The sequence below is a fragment of the Paraburkholderia caffeinilytica genome, assembly GCF_046030355.1.
GTDB lineage: Bacteria > Pseudomonadota > Gammaproteobacteria > Burkholderiales > Burkholderiaceae > Paraburkholderia > Paraburkholderia caffeinilytica_B.
Genome location: NZ_JAQQCQ010000042.1, coordinates 1 through 26,408 on the forward strand (window position 1 = coordinate 1; position 26,408 = coordinate 26,408).

At 64.1% G+C, this 26,408-nt stretch carries 24 protein-coding genes; 16 read left to right on the forward strand and 8 right to left on the reverse strand.

Annotated features, from left to right (window positions below):
* Positions 1-198: 198 nt before the first annotated feature.
* The 3 genes from PQQ95_RS35555 to PQQ95_RS35565 form a co-directional block, all read right to left on the reverse strand.
* Positions 199-1,374 (reverse strand): GlxA family transcriptional regulator, encoded by a 1,176-nt coding sequence (locus PQQ95_RS35555; RefSeq protein ID WP_408446800.1) that lies wholly within the window; start codon positions 1,372-1,374, stop codon positions 199-201.
* On the reverse strand, positions 1,374-2,642 hold the full coding sequence (locus PQQ95_RS35560) for an MFS transporter (RefSeq protein WP_408446803.1): 1,269 nt from the start codon (positions 2,640-2,642) through the stop codon (positions 1,374-1,376). Before PQQ95_RS35560 ends, PQQ95_RS35555 begins: the two co-directional genes overlap by 1 nt.
* Positions 2,643-2,778: 136 nt before the next feature.
* Positions 2,779-2,922 (reverse strand): hypothetical protein, encoded by a 144-nt coding sequence (locus PQQ95_RS35565; RefSeq protein WP_408446806.1) that lies wholly within the window; start codon positions 2,920-2,922, stop codon positions 2,779-2,781.
* Between the two features lie 298 nt (positions 2,923-3,220).
* Here PQQ95_RS35565 and PQQ95_RS35570 point away from each other — a divergent pair, with 298 nt between their 5' ends.
* Positions 3,221-3,934, forward strand: coding sequence for an ArsR/SmtB family transcription factor (locus PQQ95_RS35570; protein WP_408446807.1), 714 nt, complete (start codon positions 3,221-3,223; stop codon positions 3,932-3,934).
* Between the two features lie 182 nt (positions 3,935-4,116).
* A complete protein-coding gene (locus PQQ95_RS35575) occupies positions 4,117-6,591 on the forward strand; it encodes a DUF6600 domain-containing protein (protein WP_408446810.1) in 2,475 nt (824 codons plus the stop codon).
* Between the two features lie 129 nt (positions 6,592-6,720).
* Here PQQ95_RS35575 and PQQ95_RS35580 read toward each other — a convergent pair whose 3' ends face one another.
* Entirely contained in the window at positions 6,721-7,692 is a 972-nt protein-coding gene (locus tag PQQ95_RS35580; RefSeq protein ID WP_408446813.1) for a thymidylate synthase, read from the reverse strand.
* Between the two features lie 141 nt (positions 7,693-7,833).
* Positions 7,834-9,228: a sigma-54 dependent transcriptional regulator gene (locus tag PQQ95_RS35585; RefSeq protein WP_408446816.1), complete on the reverse strand. Its 1,395-nt coding sequence runs from the start codon at positions 9,226-9,228 to the stop codon at positions 7,834-7,836.
* Positions 9,229-9,764: 536 nt separating this feature from the next.
* Between PQQ95_RS35585 and PQQ95_RS35590 the strand changes: the two genes are divergently transcribed.
* The 9 genes from PQQ95_RS35590 (at position 9,765) to PQQ95_RS35630 (ending at position 18,410) form a co-directional block, all read left to right on the forward strand.
* Complete coding sequence (locus PQQ95_RS35590; RefSeq protein WP_408446818.1) at positions 9,765-10,319, forward strand: RodZ family helix-turn-helix domain-containing protein; 555 nt, start codon at positions 9,765-9,767, stop codon at positions 10,317-10,319.
* Positions 10,320-10,381: 62 nt separating this feature from the next.
* Positions 10,382-10,873, forward strand: coding sequence for a FapA family amyloid fibril periplasmic chaperone (locus PQQ95_RS35595; protein WP_408446821.1), 492 nt, complete (start codon positions 10,382-10,384; stop codon positions 10,871-10,873).
* Entirely contained in the window at positions 10,870-11,517 is a 648-nt protein-coding gene (locus PQQ95_RS35600; RefSeq protein WP_408446824.1) for a FapB/FapC family functional amyloid domain-containing protein, read from the forward strand. The genes PQQ95_RS35595 and PQQ95_RS35600 overlap by 4 nt, the downstream gene beginning before the upstream one ends.
* 29 nt (positions 11,518-11,546) lie before the next feature.
* Positions 11,547-12,947 (forward strand): FapB/FapC family functional amyloid domain-containing protein, encoded by a 1,401-nt coding sequence (locus PQQ95_RS35605; RefSeq protein WP_408446827.1) that lies wholly within the window; start codon positions 11,547-11,549, stop codon positions 12,945-12,947.
* Between the two features lie 76 nt (positions 12,948-13,023).
* The gene (locus tag PQQ95_RS35610) at positions 13,024-13,734 is read left to right on the forward strand and encodes a C39 family peptidase (RefSeq protein WP_408446830.1); all 711 of its coding nucleotides are present in this window, start codon (positions 13,024-13,026) and stop codon (positions 13,732-13,734) included.
* A 6-nt stretch (positions 13,735-13,740) separates the two neighbouring features.
* The gene (locus PQQ95_RS35615; protein ID WP_408446833.1) at positions 13,741-14,541 is read left to right on the forward strand and encodes a peptidase C39; all 801 of its coding nucleotides are present in this window, start codon (positions 13,741-13,743) and stop codon (positions 14,539-14,541) included.
* Between the two features lie 101 nt (positions 14,542-14,642).
* Positions 14,643-16,088 carry a hypothetical protein gene (locus PQQ95_RS35620; protein WP_408446835.1) on the forward strand — a complete coding sequence of 482 codons (1,446 nt, stop codon included), beginning with the start codon at positions 14,643-14,645 and terminating at the stop codon, positions 16,086-16,088.
* Positions 16,089-16,274: 186 nt separating this feature from the next.
* Positions 16,275-17,717, forward strand: a complete 1,443-nt coding sequence (locus tag PQQ95_RS35625) for a sigma-54 dependent transcriptional regulator (protein WP_408446879.1) — start codon at positions 16,275-16,277, stop codon at positions 17,715-17,717.
* A gap of 192 nt (positions 17,718-17,909) precedes the next feature.
* A complete protein-coding gene (locus PQQ95_RS35630; protein WP_408446838.1) occupies positions 17,910-18,410 on the forward strand; it encodes a dihydrofolate reductase in 501 nt (166 codons plus the stop codon).
* Positions 18,411-18,642: 232 nt separating this feature from the next.
* Here PQQ95_RS35630 and pmbA read toward each other — a convergent pair whose 3' ends face one another.
* Positions 18,643-20,013: a metalloprotease PmbA gene (pmbA, locus tag PQQ95_RS35635; protein WP_408446839.1), complete on the reverse strand. Its 1,371-nt coding sequence runs from the start codon at positions 20,011-20,013 to the stop codon at positions 18,643-18,645.
* 510 nt (positions 20,014-20,523) lie between these two features.
* Here pmbA and yjgA point away from each other — a divergent pair.
* The gene (gene yjgA, locus PQQ95_RS35640; RefSeq protein ID WP_408446882.1) at positions 20,524-21,135 is read left to right on the forward strand and encodes a ribosome biogenesis factor YjgA; all 612 of its coding nucleotides are present in this window, start codon (positions 20,524-20,526) and stop codon (positions 21,133-21,135) included.
* Positions 21,116-21,760, forward strand: a complete 645-nt coding sequence (gene mog / locus PQQ95_RS35645; protein ID WP_408446842.1) for a molybdopterin adenylyltransferase — start codon at positions 21,116-21,118, stop codon at positions 21,758-21,760. Before yjgA ends, mog begins: the two co-directional genes overlap by 20 nt.
* 105 nt (positions 21,761-21,865) lie before the next feature.
* On the opposite strand, the gene orn is transcribed toward mog, so the two are convergent.
* Positions 21,866-22,474, reverse strand: coding sequence for an oligoribonuclease (gene orn / locus PQQ95_RS35650; protein WP_408446844.1), 609 nt, complete (start codon positions 22,472-22,474; stop codon positions 21,866-21,868).
* Between the two features lie 167 nt (positions 22,475-22,641).
* On the opposite strand from orn, the gene PQQ95_RS35655 reads away from it, so the two are divergent.
* From PQQ95_RS35655 to PQQ95_RS35665, 3 genes are read left to right on the forward strand one after another with little or no spacing between them, the layout of a single operon-like run.
* A complete protein-coding gene (locus PQQ95_RS35655; protein ID WP_408446847.1) occupies positions 22,642-23,901 on the forward strand; it encodes a M48 family metallopeptidase in 1,260 nt (419 codons plus the stop codon).
* Complete coding sequence (rsgA, locus tag PQQ95_RS35660; protein WP_408446849.1) at positions 23,898-24,839, forward strand: ribosome small subunit-dependent GTPase A; 942 nt, start codon at positions 23,898-23,900, stop codon at positions 24,837-24,839. Before PQQ95_RS35655 ends, rsgA begins: the two co-directional genes overlap by 4 nt.
* 30 nt (positions 24,840-24,869) lie before the next feature.
* A complete protein-coding gene (locus tag PQQ95_RS35665; RefSeq protein ID WP_408446851.1) occupies positions 24,870-25,190 on the forward strand; it encodes a putative signal transducing protein in 321 nt (106 codons plus the stop codon).
* Between the two features lie 210 nt (positions 25,191-25,400).
* Here PQQ95_RS35665 and PQQ95_RS35670 read toward each other — a convergent pair whose 3' ends face one another.
* Positions 25,401-26,339: a CobD/CbiB family protein gene (locus PQQ95_RS35670; protein WP_408446854.1), complete on the reverse strand. Its 939-nt coding sequence runs from the start codon at positions 26,337-26,339 to the stop codon at positions 25,401-25,403.
* Between the last annotated feature and the right edge of the window lie 69 nt (positions 26,340-26,408).

Sequence of the window (26,408 nt, forward strand, 5' to 3'; positions counted from 1 at the left end):
GTGTCGGTGTCGGTGTCGGTGTCGGTGTCGGTGTCGGTGCCGGTGCCGGTGCCGGTGCCGGTGCCGGTGCCGGTGCCGGTGCCGGTGCCGGTGCCGGTGCCGGTCTCAGTGGCGGTGTCAGTGGCGGCGGTGACGCTGCCCGTATCGGTGCGGCGCAGGCCAGTTCGCCGGCGCCATTGGAACCCATACCCACACTACTCAACTCACCTCCGCGACTGCGGGAACCGCCGCGCGTCGTGGCACGACTGCCGACTCGAAACGCTCCCGATACTCCAGCGGCAACACGCCGAAGCGCCGCACAAACGCGCGCCGCAGGTTCTGCTCACTGCCGAAACCACATTCGAGCGCAATCCGCTTGAGCGGCCGACGCGACTCCGCCAGCACCCGCGCGGCCGCCTCCAGACGCAGCGCCGACACCGTTTTAGCCGGCGTGCGGCCGACCTCGTCGACATAGCGCCGCGCGAAAGTCCGCGGACTCATCTGCGCGCGCTCGGCCAGCCGCTCGACCGACAGGTCGTCGCGCAAATGGGCGGTCATCCAGCTATGCAACGCCTCGAACGGTCCGCCCGCCGAAGCCTGCGCTGCCAGCGCCGCACTGAATTGCGACTGGCCGCCGGGCCGCTTCATGAACACCACCAGCCGCCGCGCCGCCTGCATCGCGACCGCGTGGCCAACATCTTCTTCGATCAGCGCCAGCGCCAGATCGATGCCCGCCGTCACGCCCGCCGACGTCCAGACCGCGCGCGCTTCTTCACCGTGGCCTGCGTCGCGGATGAAGATCGGATCGGCATCCACCCGCACGTTGGGAAAACGGCGTGCGAGATGCGGCGCTTCACGCCAATGAGTAGTCGCGCGGCGGCCGTCGAGCAGGCCCGCCGCTGCCAGATAGAAAGCGCCCGTGCAGACCGAGCAGACGCGCCGCACCTTCGGCGCACGCCGTCTGATCCACGCGACGAGTTCCGGCTGCAACGTGCAGTGTTCGTCGATTGGAACGCCGGGGACGATCAGCGTGTCGATCGGCTGCTCGTCGAGCGAATCGAGCCGTTGCGTGACGACCGGCAGACCCGGGAAGGTTTGCAGCACGCCGCCGTCGATCGACGCGACGGTCGTGCGATAGGCGACCGGCTCAGTGAGTTTGTTAGTTGAGTCCGCCGTTTCGCTTGATCCGCTTGATCCGCTTGATCCGCTTGATCCGCTTGATCCGCTTGATCCACTTGGTCCGTTGGCCCGGTCGACACCGGCTGATCCACCGGTAACAACCAAGCGCGCAGCCCCCATAGTCAACTCAGCGCGCCAGAACGCCTCGAGCGGTCCGCATGCGTCGAGCAGCACGAGGTCAGGAGCAACCGCGAAAACAATGTGACGTGCAGCCATCAGAAAACCCTCTGCGCAAGTTGCCGCTTACTCGACCACGCATACCCGAGCGTAGCCAACGCCGCCAGCCCAAGCAGCGGAAAGATCGCGGCATTGATCGTCGCCCAGCCGAAGCGCGCCAGCAATTGCCCGGCGAACAACGAACCCAGCGCGGAAAACGCAAAAGTCGTGAACTCACTGGTTGCCTGCGTCTTGGCCCGCTCGGACGGCCGGTACGATTGCGCGAGCAGCGTCGATCCGCCGACAAACATGAAATTCCACCCCACGCCGAGGCATGCAAGCGCCGCGTAGAAGTGCGGCAGATCGGTCGAGCGCAGCGCCAACACGCCGCACAGCGCCGACAGCGCGATTCCCGCGCCGATCACCGGCAACACGCCGAAGCGCCTGATCAGCCGCGCGGAAAACAGCGACGGCGCGAACATGCCGACGAGGTGCCATTGAATGATCGCCGCACCGTCGCCGATCGTGTGGCCGCATGCGACCGCCGCAATCGGCGTCGCGGTCATCACGAACATCATCACGGCATAGCCGAGCGCATTGTTGGCCAATGCCGCGGCAAAGATCGGCCGCCGCACGATTTCGCCGAGCGGCCGTGCCGGTTCGTGCGTCACGGCCGCGCTCGCGAGCGGCGCGGCGTCGCGATACAGCAGCGCCAGCATGGCAATCGATACGAGCCCCAAGCCGGTGACAAGCGCATAGGAGCCCGCGAACGCGACCGGCGCGAGCCAGTCCTTACTCCATGCGGCGAGAAGCGGCCCGCAGACGGCCGCCACCACGCCGCCGGTGAGCACCGTCGAAATCGCACGGCTTTTGCTCTCGATGCCGACGGCATCCGCGGCCGCCAGCCGGTAGTACTGCGCGAACGCCTGAAACACGCCGACGGTCGCCGTGCCGGCGCAGAACGCCCAGAAGCTGTGATGAAAGATCGCCCACACCGAAACCGCTCCGCCCAGCGCGCCGACGGCCGCGCCGAGTATGAAACCCGCGCGCCGGCCGATGCGCGCCATCAGGAACGACGCAAAGATGGTGGTCAGCGCGGCGGCGACGGTAATCAGCGAGAACGGCAGGGTCGCGAGCGCCTTGTCGTCGGCTAGCGTATAGCCGACCAGACCGGTCAAGGTCAGATCTATCGAGACAGACGAGGTATAGAGCGCCTGACAGACCGCCAGCACGCGCGCGACGCGCCGGCCATGGGGGTCGGAATGGCCGGAGGCGGTTTGTGCGGCGGGAAAAGGAGAAGCTGCGGAGGAAACAGCAGGCGGCGGCATCGGTAGGCCTCGGATGGCGGTAGTAGCGATGCCTGATCGTTACATGGCCAGAGGTGGCAGGAATGACAATGATGCATCAATTCCAGCCAGCCGCCACGCTTGCCCATCTGAAAATGCAGCCGCGACAACCTCGGGCTTACTTGCGGACCGTAACGCCCTCGTCGATCGTGCCGTACATCGTGATGCTGCCCGTGCCCGCACCTGAACTCGAGCCGGAACCGCCCTGCGCGCATGCGCTGAACAGCAGAACCGCGGCGGCGGCAAGAAGAAGATATTTCATGACAGCGTGTTCCTGCGAGGACAGAGTTCGATTCTAGCCTGGCGGGCCGGTTCGACTCACCAAAGCGACTCCGTGGCAGTTCTGCGGCGGTTCTGCGGTTCTGCGGTTCTGCGGTTCTGCGGTTCTGCGGTTCTGCGGTTCTGCGGCGGCATCGAACCACGCACCAGCTCGCCTCGCCCGCCGGATTTTCGTAGCCGCTGCATTCGACGATTCACGCTAAGCTGAAACATCGAATACGGCAGCCAGATACAGTGGACTGCATGGCGCCCTGCGCCGCGCCACCACCCGGAGACGCCTGATGCCCACTACCCTCAACGACGAACAAAACCACTTCCCAGGCTTGAGCCGCATCGGTGCGCTGCTCGCCGACCCAGGCCGCGCCGCAATGCTGTGGTCGCTGATGGACGGCAGCGCCCGCCCGGCCGGTGAACTGACGATGATTGCCGGCCTCTCGCCGTCGGCGGCCAGCGCTCATCTGGCGCGCCTGACCGACGGCGGCTTGCTCGCGCTGGAAGTGCGCGGCCGGCATCGTTATTTCCGGATTGCGTCGCCGGATATCGCCGCCTCCATCGAAGCGCTCGCCAACGTCGCGCAGATCAGCGCGCCGCAACGGTCCGCGCCGCGTCCGGTGCGCACCGTGCCGGTCGACATGCGCTACGCCCGCACCTGCTACGACCATATGGCGGGCGAACTGTCGGTGCGGGTGTTCGAGCGGCTGGTCGAGCGCGGCCTGCTGACGCTGCACGGTTCGTCACTCGAAGCCACGGCCGACGGCGCCGCCCGCTTCAGCGAGTGGGGCATCGACATGTCCGCGCAGAAGAGCCGCCGGCGCCGCTTCGCCTGCACCTGTCCCGACTGGAGCGAGCGGCGTCCGCACCTGGGCGGCGCGCTCGGCGCCGCGCTGCTCGATTCATGGTCGGCGCAGGGCTGGGTCGAACGCACTGAGCGGCCGCGAATCTTGCGCATCACGCCAGCAGGCCACCGCCATTTCGACACCTTCCTGGCCGTTTGATCCGTTCTCAACGGACTGACGTGATTACAGAATTTCCGCAACGAGCTTACGAAAAGCCTTATCGAGACCTTTTGTTACATGCTCGTGAGGGAGCCTTACAAAAGTGGGGGCCTTGAAACAAACCGCCCGGGTAGAGTGACTCTCACGGATGCTGCACAATGCGCGTCCGTCGGAGATAAATCATGAGAACAGTGGCCACACCTCAACCATCGAAACGCCGGATCACCGGCTACACGCTGATCGCCGCCGCAACGTTCCTGTTCGCCGCGCAAGCCACCCTCGCGCAGGAAGCCGAACAGGCGCCGCCAGAGGTTGCTTCACAGCAGAACACCGATCCGCCGGGACGTGTCGCGCGTCTGAACTACACGGCCGGCGCCGTGACCACCGAACCGGCCGGCGCAACCGACTGGTCGTACGCACAGATCAATCGCCCGCTTACCACCGGCGATCAGTTGTGGAACGATCAGAACGCACGTTCCGAACTGCATATTGGCTCGACTGCGGTGCGCCTCGACCAGTCCACCAGCCTCGACATCCTCAATCTCGACGACAACAACGCGCAGTTGAAGGTCGCGCAGGGTACGTTGTCGGCGCGCGTGCGCGAACTGGCGCCGGGCGCCACCTATGAAATCGACACGCCGAATGTGGCGCTCGGCCTGAACGGTCCCGGCGACTATCGCGTCGACGTCGCGCCGGACGGCAGCAGCACCACCGTCACCGTGCGCGGCGGCAGCGCGACCGTGTATGGCGACAGCGGCCAGGTGCCGGTCGCGGCCGGCCAGCAGATCCGTTTTGCCGGCACCAACCTGCAACAGGTCGCCGACAACGGCGCGCCCGGCCTCGACGGCTTCGATCAATGGGCAGCGAGCCGCGACGCGGCGGAAGACCGCTCGGTGTCGGCGCGCTATGTATCGCGCGACATCCCCGGTTATCAGGATCTCGACGCCAACGGGACGTGGCGCAGCAGCCCGCAGTACGGTGAAGTATGGGTGCCGCGTGCGACCCCGGCCGGCTGGGCGCCTTACCACGACGGTCATTGGGTATGGCAGGCACCGTGGGGCTGGACGTGGGTCGACGACGCACCATGGGGCTTCGCGCCCTACCACTATGGCCGCTGGGCTTACGTCGACGATTCGTGGGCGTGGGTGCCAGGCCCGGTCGTGGTCAGCGAACCGCCCGTCTATGCCCCCGCGCTAGTCGCCTTCGTGGGCGGCGGTGGCGGCGGGATCAACTGGGGAGTGAGTCTGGCGATCGGCGGCGCGGTCGCGGCCGGCGTGGCGTGGTTCCCGCTAGGCCCGGGCGAGCCGTGGCACCCGCACTGGGGCGGTCACGATCATTGGAGCCCGGGTTACTACAATCGCGTCAACAACACGACGGTCGTCAACAACTACCACCGCAACGTAACGAACGTGAATGTGACCAACATTCACAACACGTACATCAACTATCGCGCGCCGGGCGGCGTGACGGCAGTGCCGGCGACGGCTTTCGTGCATGGTCAATCGGTTGGCCGCTTCGCGCAGAAGGTCGATCCGCAACAGTGGCGCAACGCGCAGATCAATCCGGGCGGCCCCGGCATCGCGCCGGTGAAGGAAAGCTTTGGACCGGGTCTGCGTAACGCGAACTACCGTCCGCCAGCCGGCGTGATGGCGCGTCCGGTCGTCGCCACGCGCAGTCCATCCGTGCCGGCGGCGTACCACGACAGTCTCGCGCAACGCTTTGCGCAAAGCGGCGGACGGGTGCCGGGCGCAGGCGAGCCGATCGTGCGAACCTCAGTGCCGGCTCGTATGGCAGGCGGTCCCGCGGTCATGCCCGTGCAGAACGTGCGGGTCGTGCAATCGCACATGGCCGGGCGGACACCGGGTGCGGCGCCGGGTGCGCCGGCTGTGCCTAACGGCATGCAACAGGCCGGTCAGCGGCCGGGTGAGGCATCGGTCAACGGTCAATTGCAGCGTGGCGCGGAGCCGCAAGCGCGGCCAGGCATGCCGCCGCAAATGGCCAATATGCGTCAGCAACCGGGCGAGGCAGCACATCCGTCCAATGGCGTGCCCCGTCCGCCGCAAGCGAACGGCGCGAACCCGAACGCTTACGCGCAGCAACATGGCGCGCCGGCGCAAGCCGGTCAGCAACCGGGCGCAGAAGGACGGCACGAGCCGGCATGGACGCAACCGCACACGCCGATGGCCCAGCAAGCGCAGCAGCATGGCGCCCCGCAGGAACAGGCGCGTCAGGAGGCTCGTCCTGAGCAGCAACAACAGGCTCAACGTCAGCCGGAAGCACAGCCGCAACGCGAGCCTAAAGCGCATGCACAGCCGCAGGAACCCCGTCCGCAACCGGCGCAGGCGGCGCAGCAGCAACCGCGTCAGGAATATCGTCCACAGTCGCAACAGGAACAGCAGGCACGTATTGAACCGCGTCCGCAGCAAGTGCAGCAGCCACGTCCCGAGCCGCGTCCCCAGCAGGTAGAGCAACCGCGCCCTGAGCCGCGTCCGCAACAGGTGCAGCAACCGCGCCCTGAACCGCGTCCGCAGCAGGCGCAGCAGCCGCGCCCTCAACCACAACCGCAGCGTGCGGAACAGCCGCATCCCCAGCAGCAACCGCAGCACGCCGAGCAGCACTCAGGCGGCGGCAATCGTGACGAGCACCACAAAGGCTAAAGGCGATACGCGCAACTAAATGCGCTGACAGCCTGATGGCCGGAAGGCGGCAAGAAAAAACCCCCGCGATTCGCATCGCGGGGGTTTTTTCTTTGAACGGGCTGCGAACAGGCGCCCGGCGGAGCGCGTTCAGACCGCCATCGGCGCCGTCAGCGGCTCGTGATGCCGATAGCCGACCAGCGAGAAGTCCGACGGCTCGATCTTCTCCAGCCATTCCGGCTCATACACGCCGGTCTTCGCATAGTCCGGCACACGGTCCGAGATCGCGAAGGCTGGGCTTTCGTACGGCTCGCGCGTGAGCTGTTGTTGCAGCATGTCGAGCTGGTTCTCGTAAATGTGCGCGTCGCCGATGAAGTAAGTAAACCAGCGCGGCGTATAGCCCGTCAGCCGGCCGACCAGATGCAGCAACGCCGCGCCTTCGGTCAGATTGAACGGCGTGCCGAGGCCGACATCGTTGCTGCGGATGTACAAACACAGCGAAATTTCACGCCGCGCAACATTCGGCAGGAACTGGTAAAGCAGGTGGCAAGCCGGCAGTGCAATCTGGTCCAGCACAGCGGGGTTCCAGGCATGAAACAAAATTCGCCGGTCGGCGGGGTTCTGCATGATCGTGTCGAGACACTGCCGCAACTGGTCGATCGCTTTGTACAACAGCACTTTGCGGCTGCCCGCTTCCTCGAATTCCGTCACCACCTGGAAGCCACGCGCCGTGGCGTCGGCCAGTTGCGCGCTTGCGTCTGCGTCCAGCACCTTGTAAGCCGGCCACTGACGCCACTGCACGCCATACACGTCGCCGAGGTCGTCCGGGCCCTGACGATACGGATTGGCGAGCCATTGCGGATTCTGGTTGGCGTTCGCGTCCCACACCTTACAGCCCAGATCGCGGAAATCCGCGGCGCTGCGCGAGGCGCGCAGAAACCCGACCAGCTCACCTACCGCCGACTTGAACGCCAGCTTCTTCGTAGTGACCGCGGGAAAACCTTGCTGGAGGTCAAAGCGCAACATGGCGCCCGGCATGCTGATGGTGCGGATGCCGGTGCGGTTCTCCTGCCACGTGCCGGTGTCGAGAATCGTGCGGACGAGGTCGAGGTATTGTTTCATGCGGGTTCCTTCGACGCGGCGCGCCCTTTGGGTCAGGTGCAAGCGCCACGGAGAGTGAGCGGAAAACCCGATTTTAACAAGCGCAGCCGGGCGGCGCCCGGTCGAGGCGCGCCGTGGAGAAAATATCGGTGGGAAAGCCCGTCAGAGATGCGGCACCGAGGCCGGCAATTCGCCGTGCGGCGTGACCATCGGTTCGCCTTCCATATGGCGCATGCCGTGAGAGCACAGCAGGCGGTACAGCGTGACGCGCGAAATGCCGAGTTCCTGTGCGGCGTCGCCGAGACGGCCGCGGTGACGCAGCAGCGCGAGTTCGATAGCCTGACGTTCGGCCGCTTCGCGTGCCTGCGCGAGCGATACCGGCACGATCTCCACATACTCGGCCAATTCGAGGTCGCGAGCCGTGATCGCGCGCCCTTCCGACATCACGATCGCGCGCCGCACGCGATTGATCAATTCGCGCACGTTGCCCGGCCAGCCGTAGTTATGCAACGCCGCGATGGCGTCGGGCGCGAAACCGCGCAGACGGCGGCTTGCATCTTTCTTGAAACGTTCCAGCATGTGCCGCGCAAGCAGTTCGATATCCTTACCACGTGCGCGCAACGGCGGTTCGTCGATTTGCAGCACGCACAGACGGTGATACAGGTCGGAGCGGAACCGCCCTTCGATCATCGCGGCCGTCATATCCACGTGCGTCGCCGAGATGATGCGCACGTCGACGTCGACCGAACCGTGGCCGCCGAGCCGCTCCACCTTGCGTTCCTGCAAGAAGCGCAGCAGGCTCGCCTGGCTTTCGAGCGGCAGATCGCCGATTTCATCGAGAAACAGCGTGCCGCCGTTGGCCGCTTCCACGCGGCCGATCTTGCGCTGATTGGCGCCGGTGAACGCGCCGCGCTCATAACCGAATAGTTCCGATTGCAGCAGATGCGGGGGAATCGCGCCGCAGTTGATCGGCACAAAAGGCGCATTGCGACGCGCCGACCGTTCGTGGATCGCGACTGCGGTCAACTCCTTGCCCGTGCCCGATTCGCCTGAAATAAACACCGGCGCGTCGGTCATCGCCACTTTGCGGATCGAACGGAACAGCGCGAGCATCGCGTCGCACGAACCGACCATTTCGCCTTCGGCGCCAGGCGAACCGTCGTTCGAGGCCGGCTCCCCGAGAGAAATCATGCCATATGCATGACCGACCGAATCGACGATCCTGTCGCCCGAGTAAGGCACCGTTACATAGTCGAAACAATAGTCCCGCACGAGCCGGCGCAAGGCCGCATCCTGCAATTGTCCGGGAGTGGTCGTCGCAACCCAGCCGACGTTCGGCATGGTCAGGCAGGACTCGAAGGCGGCAATCTCGTGTGGCTGAAAATCACTAGACAGATCGAGCAAGCCGCCAGCCGCCATTCCGGCCCGAACAGCACGGCGCACATCGCGCGCCGACCCCACGACTTCGACATGCCAGCCGCGCTGATGGAAGCGAGTATTCAGTTCCGCGCTCGGATCGCGTGAAACGTAAATCAGTTGCCGCGTTGCGGGTTCCATTATTCAGATCCTCTCGTCAACGAACGTTAAGGATGACGCACGTACCTGAACCACAGTTCAGACACGCTGACTCATTCGGGATTCGCGATTTAGCAAAAACCGAACGGCCATTCCATTCCGTGCGGACAGCTGATCCCCAAGAAAGCGGCGTGTGTGTTTGAGACGGCCCGTTAGCGGGCTTTTTTAAATCTGAAGCTGTTTTCGAGAGCTTACTATACACGCGCCACTTGGAAAACAATTATGCGAATTTAATCGGGGACTCCTTACCCAGCAAGGCCAAGCGGCCGATAAATAGTTATTCAACTTACGAATAAAAGCATTGTGGAAGCGCTTTTCCTGGCGTTCACCCCAAGGTAGCTCATACCGTCGGATTTAACGAATTACCGGTATTTTCTGCCTGCCGTTTCAGTGCTGAAACGTTTTTGTCCGATTTCTTCCCTGTTACTCCGCGGTATGCGGGTCACATCCAGACGCACCAATGGATTGCGACTCATGGCACACGTTTCGCTAAATGCTGTGCACCAAGGAGACACATCATGCGACTCGCTTTCCGCATCGACCTGAACAGCATTGCACCTTGCGCCGCACTCTGTGCCGCTGCGGTGACCTTGAGCGTGCTGTCCGCTGGCGTCTATGCACAGGAATCCGCACAGCCTCAATCCGCCACGATGGCCGAAACCGCCGATGCCGGTTCCGCCACCCTCGCGAGCACGACGCCCGCAGCGGTGGCTTCGCCGAACACGACGGTCACCGCCGATACGCCGAGCGCCGCCGCAGTGGACAACAGCGTAGCCAGCGCGGACGACAGCGCTGCGCTGCGCAGCGATCTGGCCGGCAACGCCCTGAGCCTTCCCGCCGACACCACGTCTGTGACCGATCTGGTGCTGGACGATCAGGCGCTGTCCCACCAGCGCGGCGGCTTCAGCGGCATGTTGATGGTCTCCGCGACGCCACAACTGGTGCGCGGCTTTAACAACGGTGGCAACGGCGTGACGTTATGGGACGAAATCGCCCCGCCGTCGCAGTTGCCGGTTCCCGTCGACGTGGCCCGCTCTGCACAAGGCAACGTCACGAGCTACCAGAGAAATTAGCGTAACGACCCGCTCGCTGCCCAAGACCGCACCGACCGATCGCCCGCCCGCAAGGAACTGACATGAACGCCTCAACCCAGAAGCCGAGCAGCCGCCGCCCCCGCGCGGCCCTGCTGTCCGCGCTGCTCGGCGTGCTCGCTGCGGGCGCCGTGACGAGTGCCGCCGCGCAGCAGTTGAGCCAGCCGGGCAACCTGGTCATCGAGCGCGATATCACGCCACGCGATGCGTTCGTGCCGGTGCCGAAGAACCAGGACCCGATCGCAGTCCAGGTCCAGACCTTCCCGAAGGCGACCTTCGATGGCGCGATCGGCACGATGGCGAGCGATCTCGACCTGAACGGCGCGCACGGCACCGCCGGCATCGCCGGCAACGGCTATATGTCTGCGCTGGTCGGCAGCAACGGTATTGCCCACATGCTGGCGGGCACCGGCAACAACATTCCGGTCGGCGCGGGCGCCAGCATCGGCGGCGCAGGTGGGATCGGCAGCTCGATTGCCCAGTCGGTCAACGGTGCACTCGCCCCCTTGGGCGCCGCTCTAGGAGCCATGAAATGACAACCACACGCGCACCGGCCAGGCGCCTTCCGTCACGCAAACAGTCGCGCTGGCCCCTGCTCGCCTGGGCATTGCTGGGCTGTGCGAGCTTCGCCGCCCATGCCCAAACGCTGCCGGCCCAGATCGACGCGGAATCGCTGATCGGCAAAGGCGCGGTCAGCGGCACCACGGGGGTTGTCGCCATCAACGAGACCTCCGGCCTCGACAACGCACAGGCGAATCAGGGTGTGTTCACCAACGGACCCACGCCTCTGAACCTGATCGGCAGCTTGCAGGGCGCCGCCACGAACGCCAAGACGGCGGCGGCGAAAAGCACGATCGACAGTAATGCATTTTCAAACACCTCTGGCCTTATCGAAGTGAATCAGTCGGCGGGTGTAGGGAATCTTCAGCGGAACAGCGCCGTAGTTGGCTCTGGACCGGTTGGAGCGGAGATCGTAGCGGATGGGGTGCTATCCGCTACGACCGCCAAAGGCGGCGGTCTGGGGAAGTCCAGCGAAAACCACGACGTACGCGAGGTATCCATCGGTACGGACGCGCTCAAGAACGTCAGTGGGATCGTTCAGATCAACCAGACAGCCGGCTCAGGTAACGTCAGTTCAAACAGTTTTGTGCTCCGTCCCCCGGCGGGCACCTTTTTCTAACGAGCCACACTCTTTATCGGAGCGTCATCATGAAGCGCACTCTCATTGCAGCGGCTGTCCTGTCGACGTTGGCAGCAAGCTCGGCTTACGCTGAATGCACGGCTGGCTGCGACCCGGCCGAGCTCTATACGGCAACGAACGTCTACACCGACATTGGCGAATTCGGCTTCATTACGCTGCGCGGCAAGGTCGATGTATCGAGCAGTTCCGGCGCCACGGTCAACAACACGCAGAACGTGAACATCGGTGGCGTGGACATGAAGACGCCGCCGCAGAGCTACACCAGCGGCAACGTGACCACGACCACCAACGCGTCCAACTCCTGGTTCAACGGTAGCGGCAGCGGCTCGAACTATGCGGTTCACTCGTCGTACAGCGCGGGCGCGTTTGCTGAAGGCTCGCAAGAGCAGTCGGCGGCAGCTTATGCACAAGGCCAAAGCTACGGCGAAAGCAGCGGCTTCAATCAAGGCGTTCAAGGGTCGGTTGCCGGCGGCAGCCACGTCAACACCCACAACAGCGCGAACGGCTATCTGGCAGCTGGCTTCGTTGCCGGCCTCGGCGGCGGCTTCGGCGTGATCGCCGGCGGCGTCGCGGCAGGTTTCGCCGGTGCGCTGAACACGCACTCCTCGGATAACTACGGCGGTTACTTCGCCGAGCAGTCTTCGGGCCATCAGGCCGCATGGGGACAAGAACATTCGTCCGGCTATTTCGCGCAAGCTGCGGAACAAAGCGCCTCGGGCTACTACCAGGCCGGCCAGGTCTCCGCGGACGCCAACGCATGGGGCTGGAGCGCGCATGACACCGTCAGCGCAGGCACCGTGAGTGTCCACGGCAGCGTCACCCAGCACATCAACACCGAAAAACCGACGGTGATGTCCGCGGCGATTGGCAACGGCGCATTGCAAACCGCGAACGGCAACATCGGCGTCAATATGGCGACCGGTGTCGACAACGCGCAATCCAATGATGCCGCCCTGTCCAACATGGACGTCGGCCCCGTGTTCGGCACAGCGCAGATCTACTCGACGCAAGCGTCGGACGGCAAGGCGAAGATCGGTGACTTCGACTTCACCGCCAGCGTCGGATCCGACGTGCTGAAGGGCGCGACCGGCAACATCGGGGTGAACGTGGCGTCGGGTGTCGGCAACGTGCAAAACAACAGCCTTGCCGCATCGGCCACCACGGATAGCAGCAGCGGCGGCGGCCTGGGCTGGGGTCATAGCAAGAGCGGCAACGGTGGCGAAGTCATCGCCAGCGATCAGAACTGCCAAACCGCAGATGCAGCCGTCAGCGGCAACTTCACCGGTTCGGCCATGCTCGGTGCAGGCGCCCTGTCCAATGCTAGCGGCAACATCGGTGTGAACATCGCATCGGGTGTAGGCAACCTGCAACACAACGGTCTTGCAGTCGCAAGCGTGTCGCATCAGTAACTAAAGCTGCATCGCAAGAAGACACCGGTCAGCCTTCGTGCTGGCCGGCTGTCTCCGCAGTGGGGGGAGATAGACCATGTTCGGGGTGAGCAGGGCAACGCGCGGCCTTTTTCTGGCGCTCTTCGCTGGACTCGTGCTGTCGCAGACGGGTCACGCGCAGAGTGCCCTTTCCATGAATGCCGCAGCGGGCGTGCCGTTCGACGTGAAGGTGCGTTCGATCCGCGAGCTCCGCTACAACCACATCGTTTCGCAGCGTTACGACTACAGTTGCGGCTCGGCCGCTCTGGCCACCTTGCTGAAGTACGGCTACGGCATCGACATTCCCGAAACCGAAATGATCCAACGCATGATGGTGTTCTCGACACCAGAGGTGGTGGTCAAGAACGGTTTCTCGATGCTTGACATGAAGAAGTTCGTCGAAACGCTCGGCCTGCGCGGCCGGGGTTTCCGCGTCACCGCCGAGGCGCTCTATCACCTGCAGATTCCTGTGCTCGTGCTGATGAACAGCGACGGCTACGAGCATTTCGTGATCGTCAAGCACGCGGAAGACGGCCGCGTTTTCATTGCCGACCCCGCTCTCGGCAACCGCATCGTCATGGAAGACGACTTCGTCAAGAAATGGAACGGCCTCGTGTTCGCGGTCGTCGGCAAGCCATTTATGGAGGATTCTCCGCTCTTGCAAGGCAACGAGTCGCTCGCGCTCAAGCTGCGCGAACGTGCGCTGGAAAACGGTACGGCAGCGACTCCCTTTGTTGAATACGGTTTGATCAAGGCAGAGATGTTCTGACCCATCATGGACCGAAACTTACTCACCATTGGCTGTGCGTTGTGTTTCACAACGTGCGGCCTCGCATCCGTCGCACACGCTGCCGAGCAGACATCGACAGCGTTTGAAGACGTCGGTGCCCTCAAGCTGCAACCCGTCGACGACGCGGTCCTCGCCAACCAGACCGGCAAAGGTATTGTTGGGGACATCATTTCAGGCGTCGTCATCACCCTGCTGTCGCAATGGCAGTTGCCGAACGGCGGCGCCGCTGTCGCCTCGGGCGCGCTCGCCATCAATACGAGCACACCCAACCAGCCGAACGTCCAGTTCAACTCATCGGCCTCCGTGACCGGCCCGAACAGCAATGCGGGCAGCGGAGCCAACCGCAACGCCAGTGCGAGCGGCGGCCAGAACGTCAGCGTCAACGGCGTCTCGCAGATCGCTCAGGTGGCCGGCAACGGCAACCTCGGCACCAACCAGGCGCTGATCGATTTCGACGCCTCGCCAGGCAGCCTCTCGGGCGGTTCCTATAACAACGCAACCTCGGCCGTCGCCAGCAATGCAAACGGCTCGGTGAAAGCCTCCGTCAGTCTCGCCAACGGCGGCATTTCGATTGCGCTGCAAACGCCGGGCGGCATCGCCACCCAAACCATCGCGCCGGCCAGCGCACAACAAGCCGGCATGATTGCCCAACTCTTGCAAATTGCAGGCAATAACCAGCAAGTCGCCAACCAGTTGCAACTGCATCTGCAGACGCAGCAGATGTCGGCCTCGATGCTGCGCCAGATCGGCGTCCTGCAAGCTCTGCAAAACAGCGTAAGGAGATAACCCGGGCCGCCACCCGATCAGCAAGGAGATGAAGGACCAAAACGACTGCGCAATGCACAAGGAGACACGCGACGCGCAGTCAGAATACCGGGGGAACAAAAATGATCAGATTCTCAAGGACCGGTGCGCCACGCATGGCGTTAGCGGCTATTCCAGCCGCCGTCATGCTGTTTGCGCTATCACAGGGGGCCAGCGCGCAGGCGCTCGCCGATCAATCGCTCGAAGACCGGCTGAACACGCTCATGCGCGTTGTCAGCGAGCAGCAAAAGCAGATCATCTCACTCGAGCGGCAGGTCACGAACCTCGAGATGGAACAGCGCGGCCGCGGCGCACCGGGGTACGGCGAGCCGGCCGGCAACGCGGCGGTCGCCGAGCAGCCTGGCGCAGACGGCCTGCCCGTGCCGCTGCCGCCGCTCGCCCAGGTGAACCCCGGCACACCCGCGCCGGGCAGCGCCACGGGCACCGCGACAGGCGTGCCGGTCACGCCCCCGGTGCCGGAAGGCAGTGGCGGGGGTGGGGGCGGCCTGCCGGCGGCGACCGACGGCAGCGGCGCGGTCGGCCAGACGCAGAAAGCCGCGCAACCGGTACGCACGCAATCGGAAGATGCGGTGGTGCAGAGCCAGCAGCACACCCCGCTGTTCGAGCACAAGCTGACCCTCGACTGGGGTATCAACGATACCTACTACGACCGCCGCCAGTTGCAGTTGTCGGGCTTCCTCGCGCTCGATGCGATTTTCCTCGGCAACATCAACCTCGGCGAAACCAAGTCGCACCAGGTGATGGCCGACCTCGACACGCGTTACGGTCTGACCGACCGCATCAGCATCGACGTCGATGTGCCTTATATCTACCGGCATAGCAACTTCATCGTCGGCGGCGCCGGCGGAGCGGCGAGTACGGTCTCGGACGCCTCGGCAAATTCGAGCGACATCGGCGACGTCAACTTCGGGATCTACTACCAGTTCCTGAAGGAAACCAACAATCTGCCGGACCTGGTCGGCAGCCTGCGCATCAAGGCGCCGACCGGATCGTCGCCGTTCGGCATCAAGCTGGCGCAGGTCGACGCCGACAACACCAACCTCGTCGCCCCCACCAAGCTGCCCACCGGCACGGGCTTCTGGAACATCACGGCGGGCCTGTCGGTGTTGAAGACCTACGATCCGGTCGTGCTGTTCGGCAGCGTTTCGTACACCTACAACATTGCCCGCTCGTTCTCGGACATCTCGTCGGTCATCGGCCAGACCGAACCGGCGACGGTCAAGATCGGTGACGTCGTGCAGTTCGGCGGCGGCGTGGCGCTGGCGTTCTCCGACAAGGACTCAGCCAGCATTTCGTACACCATGGCGCTGGAACCCGAGTCGCAGACCAAGGCGCCAGGCGGAACCTATTCGAAGGTGCCGGGCAGCGAAACCACCGCTGCCGCGTTGACCTTCGGCTTGAATCACGTAGTGAACAAGCACCTGACGATCAACGGTTCGGTATCTGTCGGCCTCACGCCCGACACGCCGAACTTCGTGATCGGCGTGCGCTTTCCCTACACTTTTTGACGTGCCAACGATACGAGGTTGATCGTGCGCGAATCGCCCCATCTGAGCAGCGTTACACCGCCCTCCGGCGCTCATCTGTCGATTGCCCGGGCACCGGAAGTTCCGGTGACACGCGCGACGGAAGTCCTCGTGGGACGGCCGCCGGAAGTCTCTCTGGCGCGCCCACAGGAGGCTACGGTTGAGCGCCTGCACGCGGCCTCCGCCACCGCCAAAGAGACCGGTGTGCCGCAGGCGCGAGCCGAGCGGGTGCTGCTGTACGTCGCGCGCACGCCGGACGAGACGCTGACCGCCCATCTGAAGAGCCGCGGCTGGCACGTGATGGCGGCCCGTTCGGCGCACGAGGTCACGCGCCTGCTCAAACCCGACGTGATATGCGCCGGTATCGTCGACCTGGCCAGCTTTGCGCCGCGCGAGCTGGGCGGCCTTGAAGCGAGCCTGCGTCAACAGCAGATCGGCTGGATTGCGCTCGCCACTGCGGAACGTCTTACCGACGCCAACGTGCGGCGTCTGATCCGCCACTACTGCTTCGACTACGTCAAGACGCCGGTGGCCAATGCCACGATCGACTACCTCGCCAGTCATGCGTTCGGCATGGTGACGTTATGCGATGCCGACGATATTCCGCCTGCCGCGCCCGCCGCCGACGAAGAGGAAATGGTCGGCACCTGCGAAGCGATGCAGCAACTCTTCCGCACCATCCGCAAAGTCGCCAATACCGACGCCAGCGTGTTCATCTCGGGGGAATCCGGCACCGGCAAGGAACTCACCGCGCTGGCGATCCACGAACGTTCGCCGCGCCGCAAGGCGCCGTTCATCGCCATCAACTGCGGCGCGATTCCCCACCACCTGTTGCAGTCCGAACTATTCGGTTACGAACGCGGCGCGTTTACCGGCGCGAACCAGCGCAAGATCGGCCGGGTCGAGGCCGCGGACGGCGGCACCTTGCTGCTCGACGAAATCGGCGACTTGCCGATGGAAAGCCAGGCAAGCCTGCTGCGCTTTTTGCAGGAAGGCAAGATCGACCGGCTCGGCGGCCGCGAATCGATCCCGGTGGATGTGCGAATCATTTCGGCGACCCACGTGGATCTCGAGAACGCGATGCGCGACGGCCGGTTCCGCACCGATCTGTTCCACCGCCTGTGCGTGCTGCGTGTCGACGAGCCGCCGTTGCGCGCCCGCGGCAAGGACATCGAGATTCTTGCGCATCACATCATGCACAAGTTCAAGACCGACAGCGCGCGCAAGATCCGCGGCTTTACGCCGTCGGCGATCGAGGCGATGTACAACTACAGTTGGCCCGGCAATGTGCGCGAGCTGATCAACCGGGTGCGCCGCGCGATCGTGATGGCGGAAAACAAGCTGATTTCCGCCGATGACCTCGACCTCGCCCAGTTCACCGAGCAGGAGACCATGAGCCTCTCGCAAGCGCGCGAAGCCGCCGAAAAGCGCGCGATCGAAGCGGCGCTGCTGCGGCACCGTCATCGGCTGAACGAGGCGGCGGTCGATCTGAATATTTCGCGCGTCACGCTATACCGGCTGATGGGTCAGCACGGGTTGCGGGATCTGAGCGCGGCCGACGAGAAAGCGTCGTTTGAATCGATGACCGCCGACGGGGCGACGCACGAATGATGGTGCAGCCGTCGCGGTGACGGGTCGCGCCGGCTGCCCGTCCAGCACCTCGCTGCTCCGCCACGGTGGAAGCGTCAACCGGTCACGCGGGCGCCAGCTCAGCCGCACGTCCGAACGCCGAGCCGGTTGGCAATACGGCGCCGTCTTGCACCTCAGGTAGAATCATCCCGGTTACGTTCCCCTTTCCATTCGATGACGACGCTCACTCTGATCGTCGCTCGCGCCAATAACGGCGTGATCGGCCGCGACAACCAGTTGCCCTGGCGACTTCCCGAAGACCTCGCGTTCTTCAAGCGCACCACGATGGGCGCGCCCATCATCATGGGCCGCAAGACGCATGAATCGATCGGCCGGCCGTTGCCGGGACGCCGCAACATTGTCGTGACACGGGATGCCGCACGGCGCTTTCAGGGCTGCGACGCGGCCACCACCCTCGAAGACGCACTGAAGCTCGCCGCACAGGATCAGGCGCCGGAAGCGTTTCTGATCGGCGGCGCGCAATTGTATGCGGAAGGTTTGCGTCAGGCGGACAAGCTGATCATCACCGAGATCTCCGCCGACTTCGAAGGCGACGCTACGTTCCCCGAGCTCGATGAAAACGAGTGGGAAGAAGTTGCGCATGAAACACATCGTGCGGACGCGCCGAATGACTTCGACTATGCGTTTGTAACGTATCAGCGTAAGGGCGCTTGAGGGTGTTGCGCCGCGACTGACTGGCGGTTCACGCTTCGCACGGCAGGCTTCGCGCCTGTGTCATTCGCCATCAGTGAATACGCGCATAAAAAAACGCCACGCTTTGCTTGCGTGGCGTTTCTGTTTGCAGCCGCGTCGTACAGCCCGGTTGTGCAATCCGGCTGTGCAGCCGGCCGGCGGATGATCCGCAGCCGGGTTGGACGTCGCTTGACCAACCCGCTTGTTGCCCCGCTTACTGCCCCGCGATCGTCATCCGTTCGATCAGCACCGAGCCCGTTTCCTTGGTGCCACGCGTGATCGTATCCGCGCCGATTGCGACGATATGGCGGAACATCTCCTGCAAAGTGCTCGCCACGGTGATTTCCTCGACCGGATACTGGATCTTGCCGTTCTCAACCCAGAAACCCGACGCGCCGCGCGAATAGTCGCCCGTCACGTAGTTCACGCCCTGCCCCATCAGTTCGGTCAGCAACAGGCCGGTACCGAGCTTCCTCAGCATTTCTTCGAAGTCGTCTCCCGGGCGCGTCTTCGAGCTGCGCAGCGACAGATTGTGCGAGCCGCCTGCGTTACCGGTTGTCTGCATGCCGAGCTTGCGGGCCGAGTAAGTGGACAGGAAGTAGCCTTCCACCACGCCGTCCTTCACCACCGAACGCTGTTTCGTCCGCACGCCTTCTTCGTCGAACGGTGCGCTGCCCATGGCACGCGGGACATGCGGATCCTCGACCACCTGGACGTGCGGCGCGAACACCGGCTTGCCGAGGCTGTCGACGAGGAACGAAGTCTTACGGTACAGCGCGCCGCCGCTCGTGGCCTGTACGAACGCGCCGAGAATGCCGGCGGCGAGCGGCGCTTCGAACAGCACCGGCACCTTGCGCGTGTCGAGGCCACGCGCGCCGATGCGCGACAGCGCCCGTTGCGCGGCGTAACGGCCCACCGCTTCCGGGTCGGCCAGGTCTGCCGCGCTGCGGGTCGACGTGTACCAGTCGTCGCGCTGCATGTTGCGGCCGTTGCCGGCGATCGGCGCGCACGCGATGTAGTGCCGCGAGTACGGATAGCCGGCGAGGAAACCGCGCGAGGTTGCCAGCACGAATTGCGAGTGCTGCGCCGAGACGCTCGCGCCCTCCGAGTTCTTGATCTGCGGATCGGTGGCGAACGCGGCGTCTTCCGAGCGGCGGGCGATTTCCACCGCTTCGTCGGCCGTCAGATTCCACGGGTGATACAGATCGAGATCGCGCGGCGCGGTTTCGAGCAAGTCTGCTTCAGCGAGACCCGCGCAGTCGTCTTCTGCGGTGAAGCGGGCGATGTTGTACGCCGCCGCGACCGTGTCCTTCAAAGCCTGCGACGAAAAGTCCGAGGTGCTCGCGTTGCCGCGTTTGTTGCCGATGAACACCGTCACGCCGACCATCTTGTCGCGGTTGTGTTCGATCGTCTCGACTTCGCCGCGCCGCACGGAGACGGACAGGCCGTCGCCTTCGGAAATCTCGGTCGCCGCGTCGGTGCCGCCGAGCGACTTCGCGTGACGAAGGATGTCCGAGGCGATTTCCTTCAGTTCATCCTGGGTATGCGGAAAAAAGCGCTGCTTGACGTCCATGTCTGCTGCCATTGTCGTTGCCGTCCTGTTCGGGGCCGCGCGGCCCTGTGTGTTCGCCCATGCCACGCACGTGCGCTCGCATTTTACGCGCGCCATTTGCGTGCTCATCGGCGTGCTCATTTGCGTGCTTGCTTGCGTGCTTGCTTGCGCGTTTGTTTGCGTAGTCACGCATCCCGCGATCATAGCAAGGTACGCGAAGCTGTACCTGGCATTCGCCGCGCTCGCTCGACGAGCCTGTTAGCCGAGCGTATTGCCGTCCCGGCGACGCTTACTTTCGGTGCCAGCCCGGCCCGGCGTCGCTGCAACCGTTCGACCGGCCCACGGGTCGAATGCATGCGAACCTCGTGGTTGCGGCTGGCCAGAAGCACCGCCATTTCCGCGGTGTACTTACCACCCCCGTCAGTTCAGGCGCGTATACCTCAGCCCGCCCGACCGGCCTCGCCGCGTCCGCCAAAGCCGGCGAGCGCACTTGTGCACGGCAGCACGGCGGGTTCGGCGTCCGCGGCACGCTACAATATCGGTATGACACGCAAAACCCGCATTCAACCCATCGAGTCCGCCGAGCCGGAAGTCGACGAGAACGGCTACGACCGTCCCAGCAAGTCCCAGCTCAAGCGCGAAATGCACGAGCTGCAGGAACTGGGCTCGGCGCTGATCGCCCTGCCGAAAGACGCGCTCAAGCGCATGCCGATGCCCGAAAAGCTCGACGACGCCGTGCGCGAAGCGCGCCGCATCACCGATCACGAAGGCAAGCGCCGCCAGGTGCAGTACGTCGGGCGCGTGATGCGCTCGCTGCTGGACGAGGAAACCGCCGCCCTGCGCACCGCGCTCGACACCTATAACGGCGTCAACAAGGCGGAAACGGCCAAGCTGCACTGGATCGAACGTACCCGCGAAAAACTGCTCGCCGACGACGCCGCGCTGACCGAATTCATCCGCCAGCACCCGAACGCCGATCCGCAGCAGGGCCGCACGCTGATCCGCAACGCCCGCAAGGAAGCGCAGCAAAGCAAGCCGCCGCGCTACTTCCGCGAGCTGTTCCAGTGGATCAAGAATGCCGACGGCCCGTCCGCCGGCACCGATTCCGACGCGCAAGACGGCCTGGAAGACGACGATGACGACCGCGACGCGTAAGGCAACACGCAAGCATCCCGACGAAATCGTGATCGGCCTCGTGTCGATCAGCGACCGCGCGTCGACCGGCGTCTACGAGGACAAAGGCATTCCGGCGCTGCAGGAATGGCTCGGCGCCGCCCTGACCTCGCCGTTTCAAGTGGTCACGCGCCTGATTCAGGACGACGCGCCCACGATTTCCACCACGCTGATCGAACTGGTCGACGAAGTGAATTGCGATCTGGTGCTGACCACCGGCGGCACCGGCCCGGCGCGCCGCGACGTGACGCCGGAAGCGACTTTGGCGGTCGGGACGAAGGAAATGCCGGGGTTCGGCGAGCAGATGCGGCAGATCAGCCTGAATTTCGTGCCGACCGCGATTCTGTCGCGCCAGGTGGCGGTGATCCGCGAAACGGTGGATCACGCGGCGTTGATCATCAACTTGCCGGGGCAGCCGAAATCGATCAAGGAAACACTGGAAGGTTTGCGTGACGCCGACGCGGGCGGCGCCGTGAAGGTGCCGGGGATTTTCGCCGCGGTGCCTTACTGCATCGACCTGATCGGCGGCCCGTATGTGGAAACGAACGCCGACGTAGTAAAGGCGTTCCGGCCGAAGAACGCGGTGCGCGCACCCCGGCCGGCCTGAGCCGGGCACTGCGGCAGCGGCCCAGTCATTGCACTGTCTGCCAGCCTTACCGGAGATGCGGCAGCGTGACTTCCACTGCCGCTCCCCAAGCCCCCCCAAGCGGCTTTACTCCGCAGCCGCCCCTTCAGGCGCCGCCGGAATCAGGAAATGCTCGCGGTAGTACTTCAGTTCGTCGATCGATTCGTGGATGTCGGCCAGCGCCGTGTGCATCGCGCGTTTCTGGAAGCCCTTGTAGATCGCCGGCTGCCAGCGGCGGCACAGCTCCTTCAGCGTACTGACGTCGAGATTGCGGTAATGGAAGAACCGCTCCAGATCCGGCATCCAGCGTGCCATGAAGCGGCGGTCCTGGCAGATCGAATTGCCGCACATCGGCGACTTGCCCGGCGGCACATATGCGCCAAGAAAGTCGCGAATCAGTTCGGTGGCGTCGGCTTCGCTCACCGTCGACGCCTTCACGCGGTCGATCAGCCCGGAGCGGCCATGCGTGTTCTGGTTCCACTGGTCCATTTTGGCGAGCGTCTCGTCGCTCTGATGAATCGCCAGCACGGGGCCTTCGACCATCCTGTCGAGCGTCGAATTCGTCACCACCACCGCGATTTCGATGATGCGGTCGGTATCCGGCTCGAGCCCGGTCATTTCCATGTCCAGCCAGACGAGATTCATGTCGCTGCGCACGAGCGGCGGCTGTTCGGTGGATGCGAGGATGTCAGTCATGAAGGCAATCCTGATGGCCGGGCAGACGGCTTCTCTGGAAGCGCGATTGCGGCGGCGATTGTTCGTATGAGAGTGGTTTGGGGCGGTTTGGCCCGGTTTGAGCTTATCCCCCGCCGCGAAGCGGGAAGAAACATATAATTCTCGCATAGATACCACGGAATCCCCGGATGCCTACTCTGTACTTCACCGTTCTGTTCGTCGTCGCCGTCGTGGCGATGGTCGGCACCAAGCTGTGGCTCGCGTCGCGGCAAATCCGCTTCGTCGCCGGCCATCGCGAGCAGGTGCCGAGCCAGTTTGAAGGCACCATCGCGCTCACCGCGCACCAGCGCGCCGCCGACTACACCGTCGAACGCACGCGCCTCACCATGATCGAGATCGTCGTCGGCGCGGCCGTGCTGATCGGGCTGACGCTGCTGGGCGGCGTGCAGTCCCTCGACCTGGCCATTTCCGACTGGCTCGGCCGCGGCTATGCCGGCCAGATCGCGCTGGTCGCCGCGGTAATCGCGATCACCAGCGTGATCGACCTGCCGTTCGAGTACTACCGGCAATTCGTGGTCGAGCAACGCTTCGGCTTCAACCGCATGAGCAAGGGTATTTTCTTCCTCGACCGCATCAAGGGCGTCCTGCTGGGTGCGGTGTTCGGCCTGCCGCTGCTGTTCGTCGTGCTGTGGCTGATGAACCAGGCAGGCAGCCTGTGGTGGCTGTGGACGTGGATCGTCTGGGTCGCGTTCCAGTTGCTGGTGCTGGTGCTGTATCCGTCGTTTATCGCGCCGCTCTTCAACAAGTTCGAGCCGCTCAAGGATGAAGCGCTGAAAAGCCGCATCGAAGCGCTGATGAAGCGTTGCGGTTTCGCCGCCAAGGGCCTGTTCGTGATGGATGGCAGCCGCCGTTCGGCACACGGCAACGCATACTTCACCGGCTTCGGCGCGGCCAAGCGGATCGTGTTCTTCGACACGCTGATCGCGCGCCTGTCGGGGAGCGAAATCGAAGCGGTGCTCGCGCACGAACTCGGCCACTTCAAGCGCCGTCACGTGATCAAGCGGATGGTCGTCATGTTCGCGATCAGCCTCGTGATGCTCGCCCTGCTCGGCTGGCTCACGCAATGCGTGTGGTTCTATGAAGGACTGGGCGTGCGGCCCTCGCTGATCGGCGGCAATAGCGGCCTCGCGCTGGTGCTGTTCTTCCTCGCGCTGCCGGTCTTCCTGTTCTTCGTCACGCCGCTCGGCAGCCTCAGCTCGCGCAAGCACGAGTTCGAAGCCGATGCTTTCGCCGCCACGCAAACCGACGCGCAAGACCTCGTCAACGCGCTCGTCAAGCTGTACGAGGACAACGCGTCGACCCTGACGCCCGATCCGCTCTACACCGCGTTCTACTACTCGCATCCGCCGGCGTCGCAGCGGATCGACCGCCTGCTGCGGCACGCATGAGCGGCCGCTCCCCGAAAGCGCCGCGCGCGCCGTCCAGCAAGCGCGTAGGCGGCCTGGTGATTGCCGCTCATGGGCGGCACTACCTGGTCGCACCGGAAGACGGCAGCCCGATGCTTCAGTGCTTCCCACGCGGCAAGCGCAGCGAAGTGGCGGTCGGCGATCGTGTGATTTACGAACCGACTTCAGCGGATCAGGGTGTGATCGTCGAGATCGGCGAGCGTCGCAATCTGCTGTATCGCTCGGATCAGTACAAGTCGAAGCTCTTTGCCGCGAACCTTGATCAGTTGCTGATCGTGCTCGCCACCGAACCGCATTTCAGCGAAGACCTGCTCGGCCGCGCGCTGGTCGCCGCTGAGGCAAACGAGTTGAAGCCGCTGATCGTGCTGAACAAGATCGACGTGACCGGTGCGCTGGAAGGCGCGCGCAAGCGGCTCGAATCGTATCGTGCGCTCGGCTACACCGTGGTCGAAGTGTCGATCAAGACGCAGCCTGATGCCGCGCGACCCGCTTTGCTCGAACATCTGCAAGGTCACTCGACGCTGCTGCTCGGTCAATCCGGCATGGGCAAATCGACGTTGGTGAATCTGCTGATTCCGGATGCCGAAGTCGCGACGCGTGAGATCTCGACCGCGTTGAACAGCGGACGGCATACCACCACATTCACACGCCTCTACCCTTTAGCCGGTGCCGGCGGCGGTGCCTTGATCGATTCGCCGGGCTTCCAGGAATTCGGCCTGCATCATCTGACGGAAGGCCGGCTCGAACGCGCGTTTCCGGAGTTCAGGCCGTTGCTGCCGAACTGCCGGTTTTACAACTGCCACCACTTGCAGGAGCCGGGCTGCGCGATTCTCGAAGCGGTCGCCGACGGCCGCATCCGGCGTGAACGGCATGCGCTGTATGCACAGCTGGTGCACGAAGCCAGCCAGATCGTGCGCTAACGCGCGCCGCTGTCAAACCATGGATTCACGATGAAATTGATGCGCGCGCCGAATCTGATCATCGGACAGCATTGGATCAATGTGCTGGAGACGGCGGGCATTGCTTGCGAGTTGCATAACCGTTATCTGAACGGCGCGCTCGGCGATATTCCGGCGGATCAGTGCGCGCCGGAGCTGTGGCTCGTCGATGAGCGCGATGAGGCGATAGCGCGGCGACTCATTGATGCGGCGGCGCATGGGCCGGCTGCGGGCACGCCTTCGTGGCAATGCCGCCAGTGCGGGGAGACGCTTGAGGCGCAGTTCACGGTGTGCTGGCAGTGTGGGACGGCTCGGGACCCACTCGATGGGTGAAGGGGTCGAGGCGTGGGTGAACGTTGAGGCGATCTGCGCACGGGTGACAAACAGTGAAGCGGTAGTTCGGGTACGGCGAATTGACGGTGAAACGGCTCGGATTCAGATACCAGGCGGTGAAGCCACGGTGGCGTGACCGATAAAAAAGCCGAGTTCGATACCCGGCTTTTTTGCGTCGCGTGAATCGCGCGTTGACTCATGCGAACCGTGTCAGGCGAGCCACACCGCAATCGTCAGCATCAACAACAAGATCATCCACAACACTACCGCGCGCCACACCAGACCGACCGCCGATTGCAGCGTGCGCGGCGTGCAGTCGTCGCCGACCTGCATCGGGCCGCCGTCGCCGGTGGTCAGTGCATCGAGGCTCGACGGTTCGGCAAGCGGCCCGCTCAAGCGTGCGCCCAGCGCCCCGCTGCCTGCGGCGAGCAACACGCCGTCGTTCGCGTCCGGCCACTGACGGGCGTGATTGCGCCATGCGTAAATCGCGTCTTCGAAATTACCGACAATCGCAAAGCCCAGCGATGTCAGCCGCGCCGGCACCCAGTCGATGACGAAAAAGGCACGCTGCGCGAAGCTCGAAAACGCCGCAGTGCGATCGTCGACCGGCCGTGCCCACGTACGCGCCAGATACTCGGCGATCCGATACAGCACCGCGCCCGCCGGCCCGACCGGAATCAGGAACCAGAAGAACACGCCGAACACATGCCGGTGCGAAGCGACCACCGCGTGAATCAGCGTATGACGCACGATCTCGCTGACGGGCATGTCCACGGTATCGAGCCCGGTCCACTCATTCAGGATCTCACGGGCGCGCGGTACGTCGTCATTGTTCAACGCGAGGTGGATATCGGTGAAGTAGTGGCTGAACTGCCGGAAGCCGAGCGTGAAGTACAGCACCGCGACGTTCCACAGGAACGCCAGCGCGAAGTGAATGTGATACAGCACGTAGTAGACGAGCGCGACGGCCAGCGTCCAGGGCAGCACCACCACAAGCCACGCGAGCACGCCATGCTTGGGCTTGCCGGCATCGAATCCGTGCGCCGCCGACTCCGCATGGTATTGAAGCAATGCCGCCACCGGATTGTTCAGCGACAGCGCGCGGACCTGTTCAATAATCAGAGCCAGCAATACGGAGAAAAAAGTCATGCGATGCGCCGTGCTTTTCGAGTTTTTACGATTGTTTTATAACGATAGCACAGGGTCGGATGCCACTGA

Excerpts from the sequence above, each read along its gene's own strand:
- rsgA (WP_408446849.1), top strand. The coding sequence starts at position 23,898 with ATGAGCGGCCGCTCCCCGAAAGCGCCGCGCGCGCCGTCCAGCAAGCGC.
- PQQ95_RS35580 (WP_408446813.1), bottom strand. The coding sequence starts at position 7,692 with ATGAAACAATACCTCGACCTCGTCCGCACGATTCTCGACACCGGCACG.
- PQQ95_RS35565 (WP_408446806.1), bottom strand. The coding sequence starts at position 2,922 with ATGAAATATCTTCTTCTTGCCGCCGCCGCGGTTCTGCTGTTCAGCGCA.
- PQQ95_RS35560 (WP_408446803.1), bottom strand. The coding sequence starts at position 2,642 with ATGCCGCCGCCTGCTGTTTCCTCCGCAGCTTCTCCTTTTCCCGCCGCA.
- PQQ95_RS35585 (WP_408446816.1), bottom strand. The coding sequence starts at position 9,228 with ATGGAACCCGCAACGCGGCAACTGATTTACGTTTCACGCGATCCGAGC.
- PQQ95_RS35575 (WP_408446810.1), top strand. The coding sequence starts at position 4,117 with ATGAGAACAGTGGCCACACCTCAACCATCGAAACGCCGGATCACCGGC.
- PQQ95_RS35670 (WP_408446854.1), bottom strand. The coding sequence starts at position 26,339 with ATGACTTTTTTCTCCGTATTGCTGGCTCTGATTATTGAACAGGTCCGC.
- orn (WP_408446844.1), bottom strand. The coding sequence starts at position 22,474 with ATGACTGACATCCTCGCATCCACCGAACAGCCGCCGCTCGTGCGCAGC.
- PQQ95_RS35595 (WP_408446821.1), top strand. The coding sequence starts at position 10,382 with ATGAACGCCTCAACCCAGAAGCCGAGCAGCCGCCGCCCCCGCGCGGCC.
- PQQ95_RS35620 (WP_408446835.1), top strand. The coding sequence starts at position 14,643 with ATGATCAGATTCTCAAGGACCGGTGCGCCACGCATGGCGTTAGCGGCT.
- PQQ95_RS35605 (WP_408446827.1), top strand. The coding sequence starts at position 11,547 with ATGAAGCGCACTCTCATTGCAGCGGCTGTCCTGTCGACGTTGGCAGCA.
- PQQ95_RS35555 (WP_408446800.1), bottom strand. The coding sequence starts at position 1,374 with ATGGCTGCACGTCACATTGTTTTCGCGGTTGCTCCTGACCTCGTGCTG.
- PQQ95_RS35655 (WP_408446847.1), top strand. The coding sequence starts at position 22,642 with ATGCCTACTCTGTACTTCACCGTTCTGTTCGTCGTCGCCGTCGTGGCG.
- PQQ95_RS35630 (WP_408446838.1), top strand. The coding sequence starts at position 17,910 with ATGACGACGCTCACTCTGATCGTCGCTCGCGCCAATAACGGCGTGATC.
- yjgA (WP_408446882.1), top strand. The coding sequence starts at position 20,524 with ATGACACGCAAAACCCGCATTCAACCCATCGAGTCCGCCGAGCCGGAA.
- PQQ95_RS35665 (WP_408446851.1), top strand. The coding sequence starts at position 24,870 with ATGAAATTGATGCGCGCGCCGAATCTGATCATCGGACAGCATTGGATC.
- PQQ95_RS35600 (WP_408446824.1), top strand. The coding sequence starts at position 10,870 with ATGACAACCACACGCGCACCGGCCAGGCGCCTTCCGTCACGCAAACAG.
- PQQ95_RS35590 (WP_408446818.1), top strand. The coding sequence starts at position 9,765 with ATGCGACTCGCTTTCCGCATCGACCTGAACAGCATTGCACCTTGCGCC.
- mog (WP_408446842.1), top strand. The coding sequence starts at position 21,116 with ATGACGACCGCGACGCGTAAGGCAACACGCAAGCATCCCGACGAAATC.
- PQQ95_RS35570 (WP_408446807.1), top strand. The coding sequence starts at position 3,221 with ATGCCCACTACCCTCAACGACGAACAAAACCACTTCCCAGGCTTGAGC.
- PQQ95_RS35615 (WP_408446833.1), top strand. The coding sequence starts at position 13,741 with ATGGACCGAAACTTACTCACCATTGGCTGTGCGTTGTGTTTCACAACG.
- PQQ95_RS35610 (WP_408446830.1), top strand. The coding sequence starts at position 13,024 with ATGTTCGGGGTGAGCAGGGCAACGCGCGGCCTTTTTCTGGCGCTCTTC.
- pmbA (WP_408446839.1), bottom strand. The coding sequence starts at position 20,013 with ATGGCAGCAGACATGGACGTCAAGCAGCGCTTTTTTCCGCATACCCAG.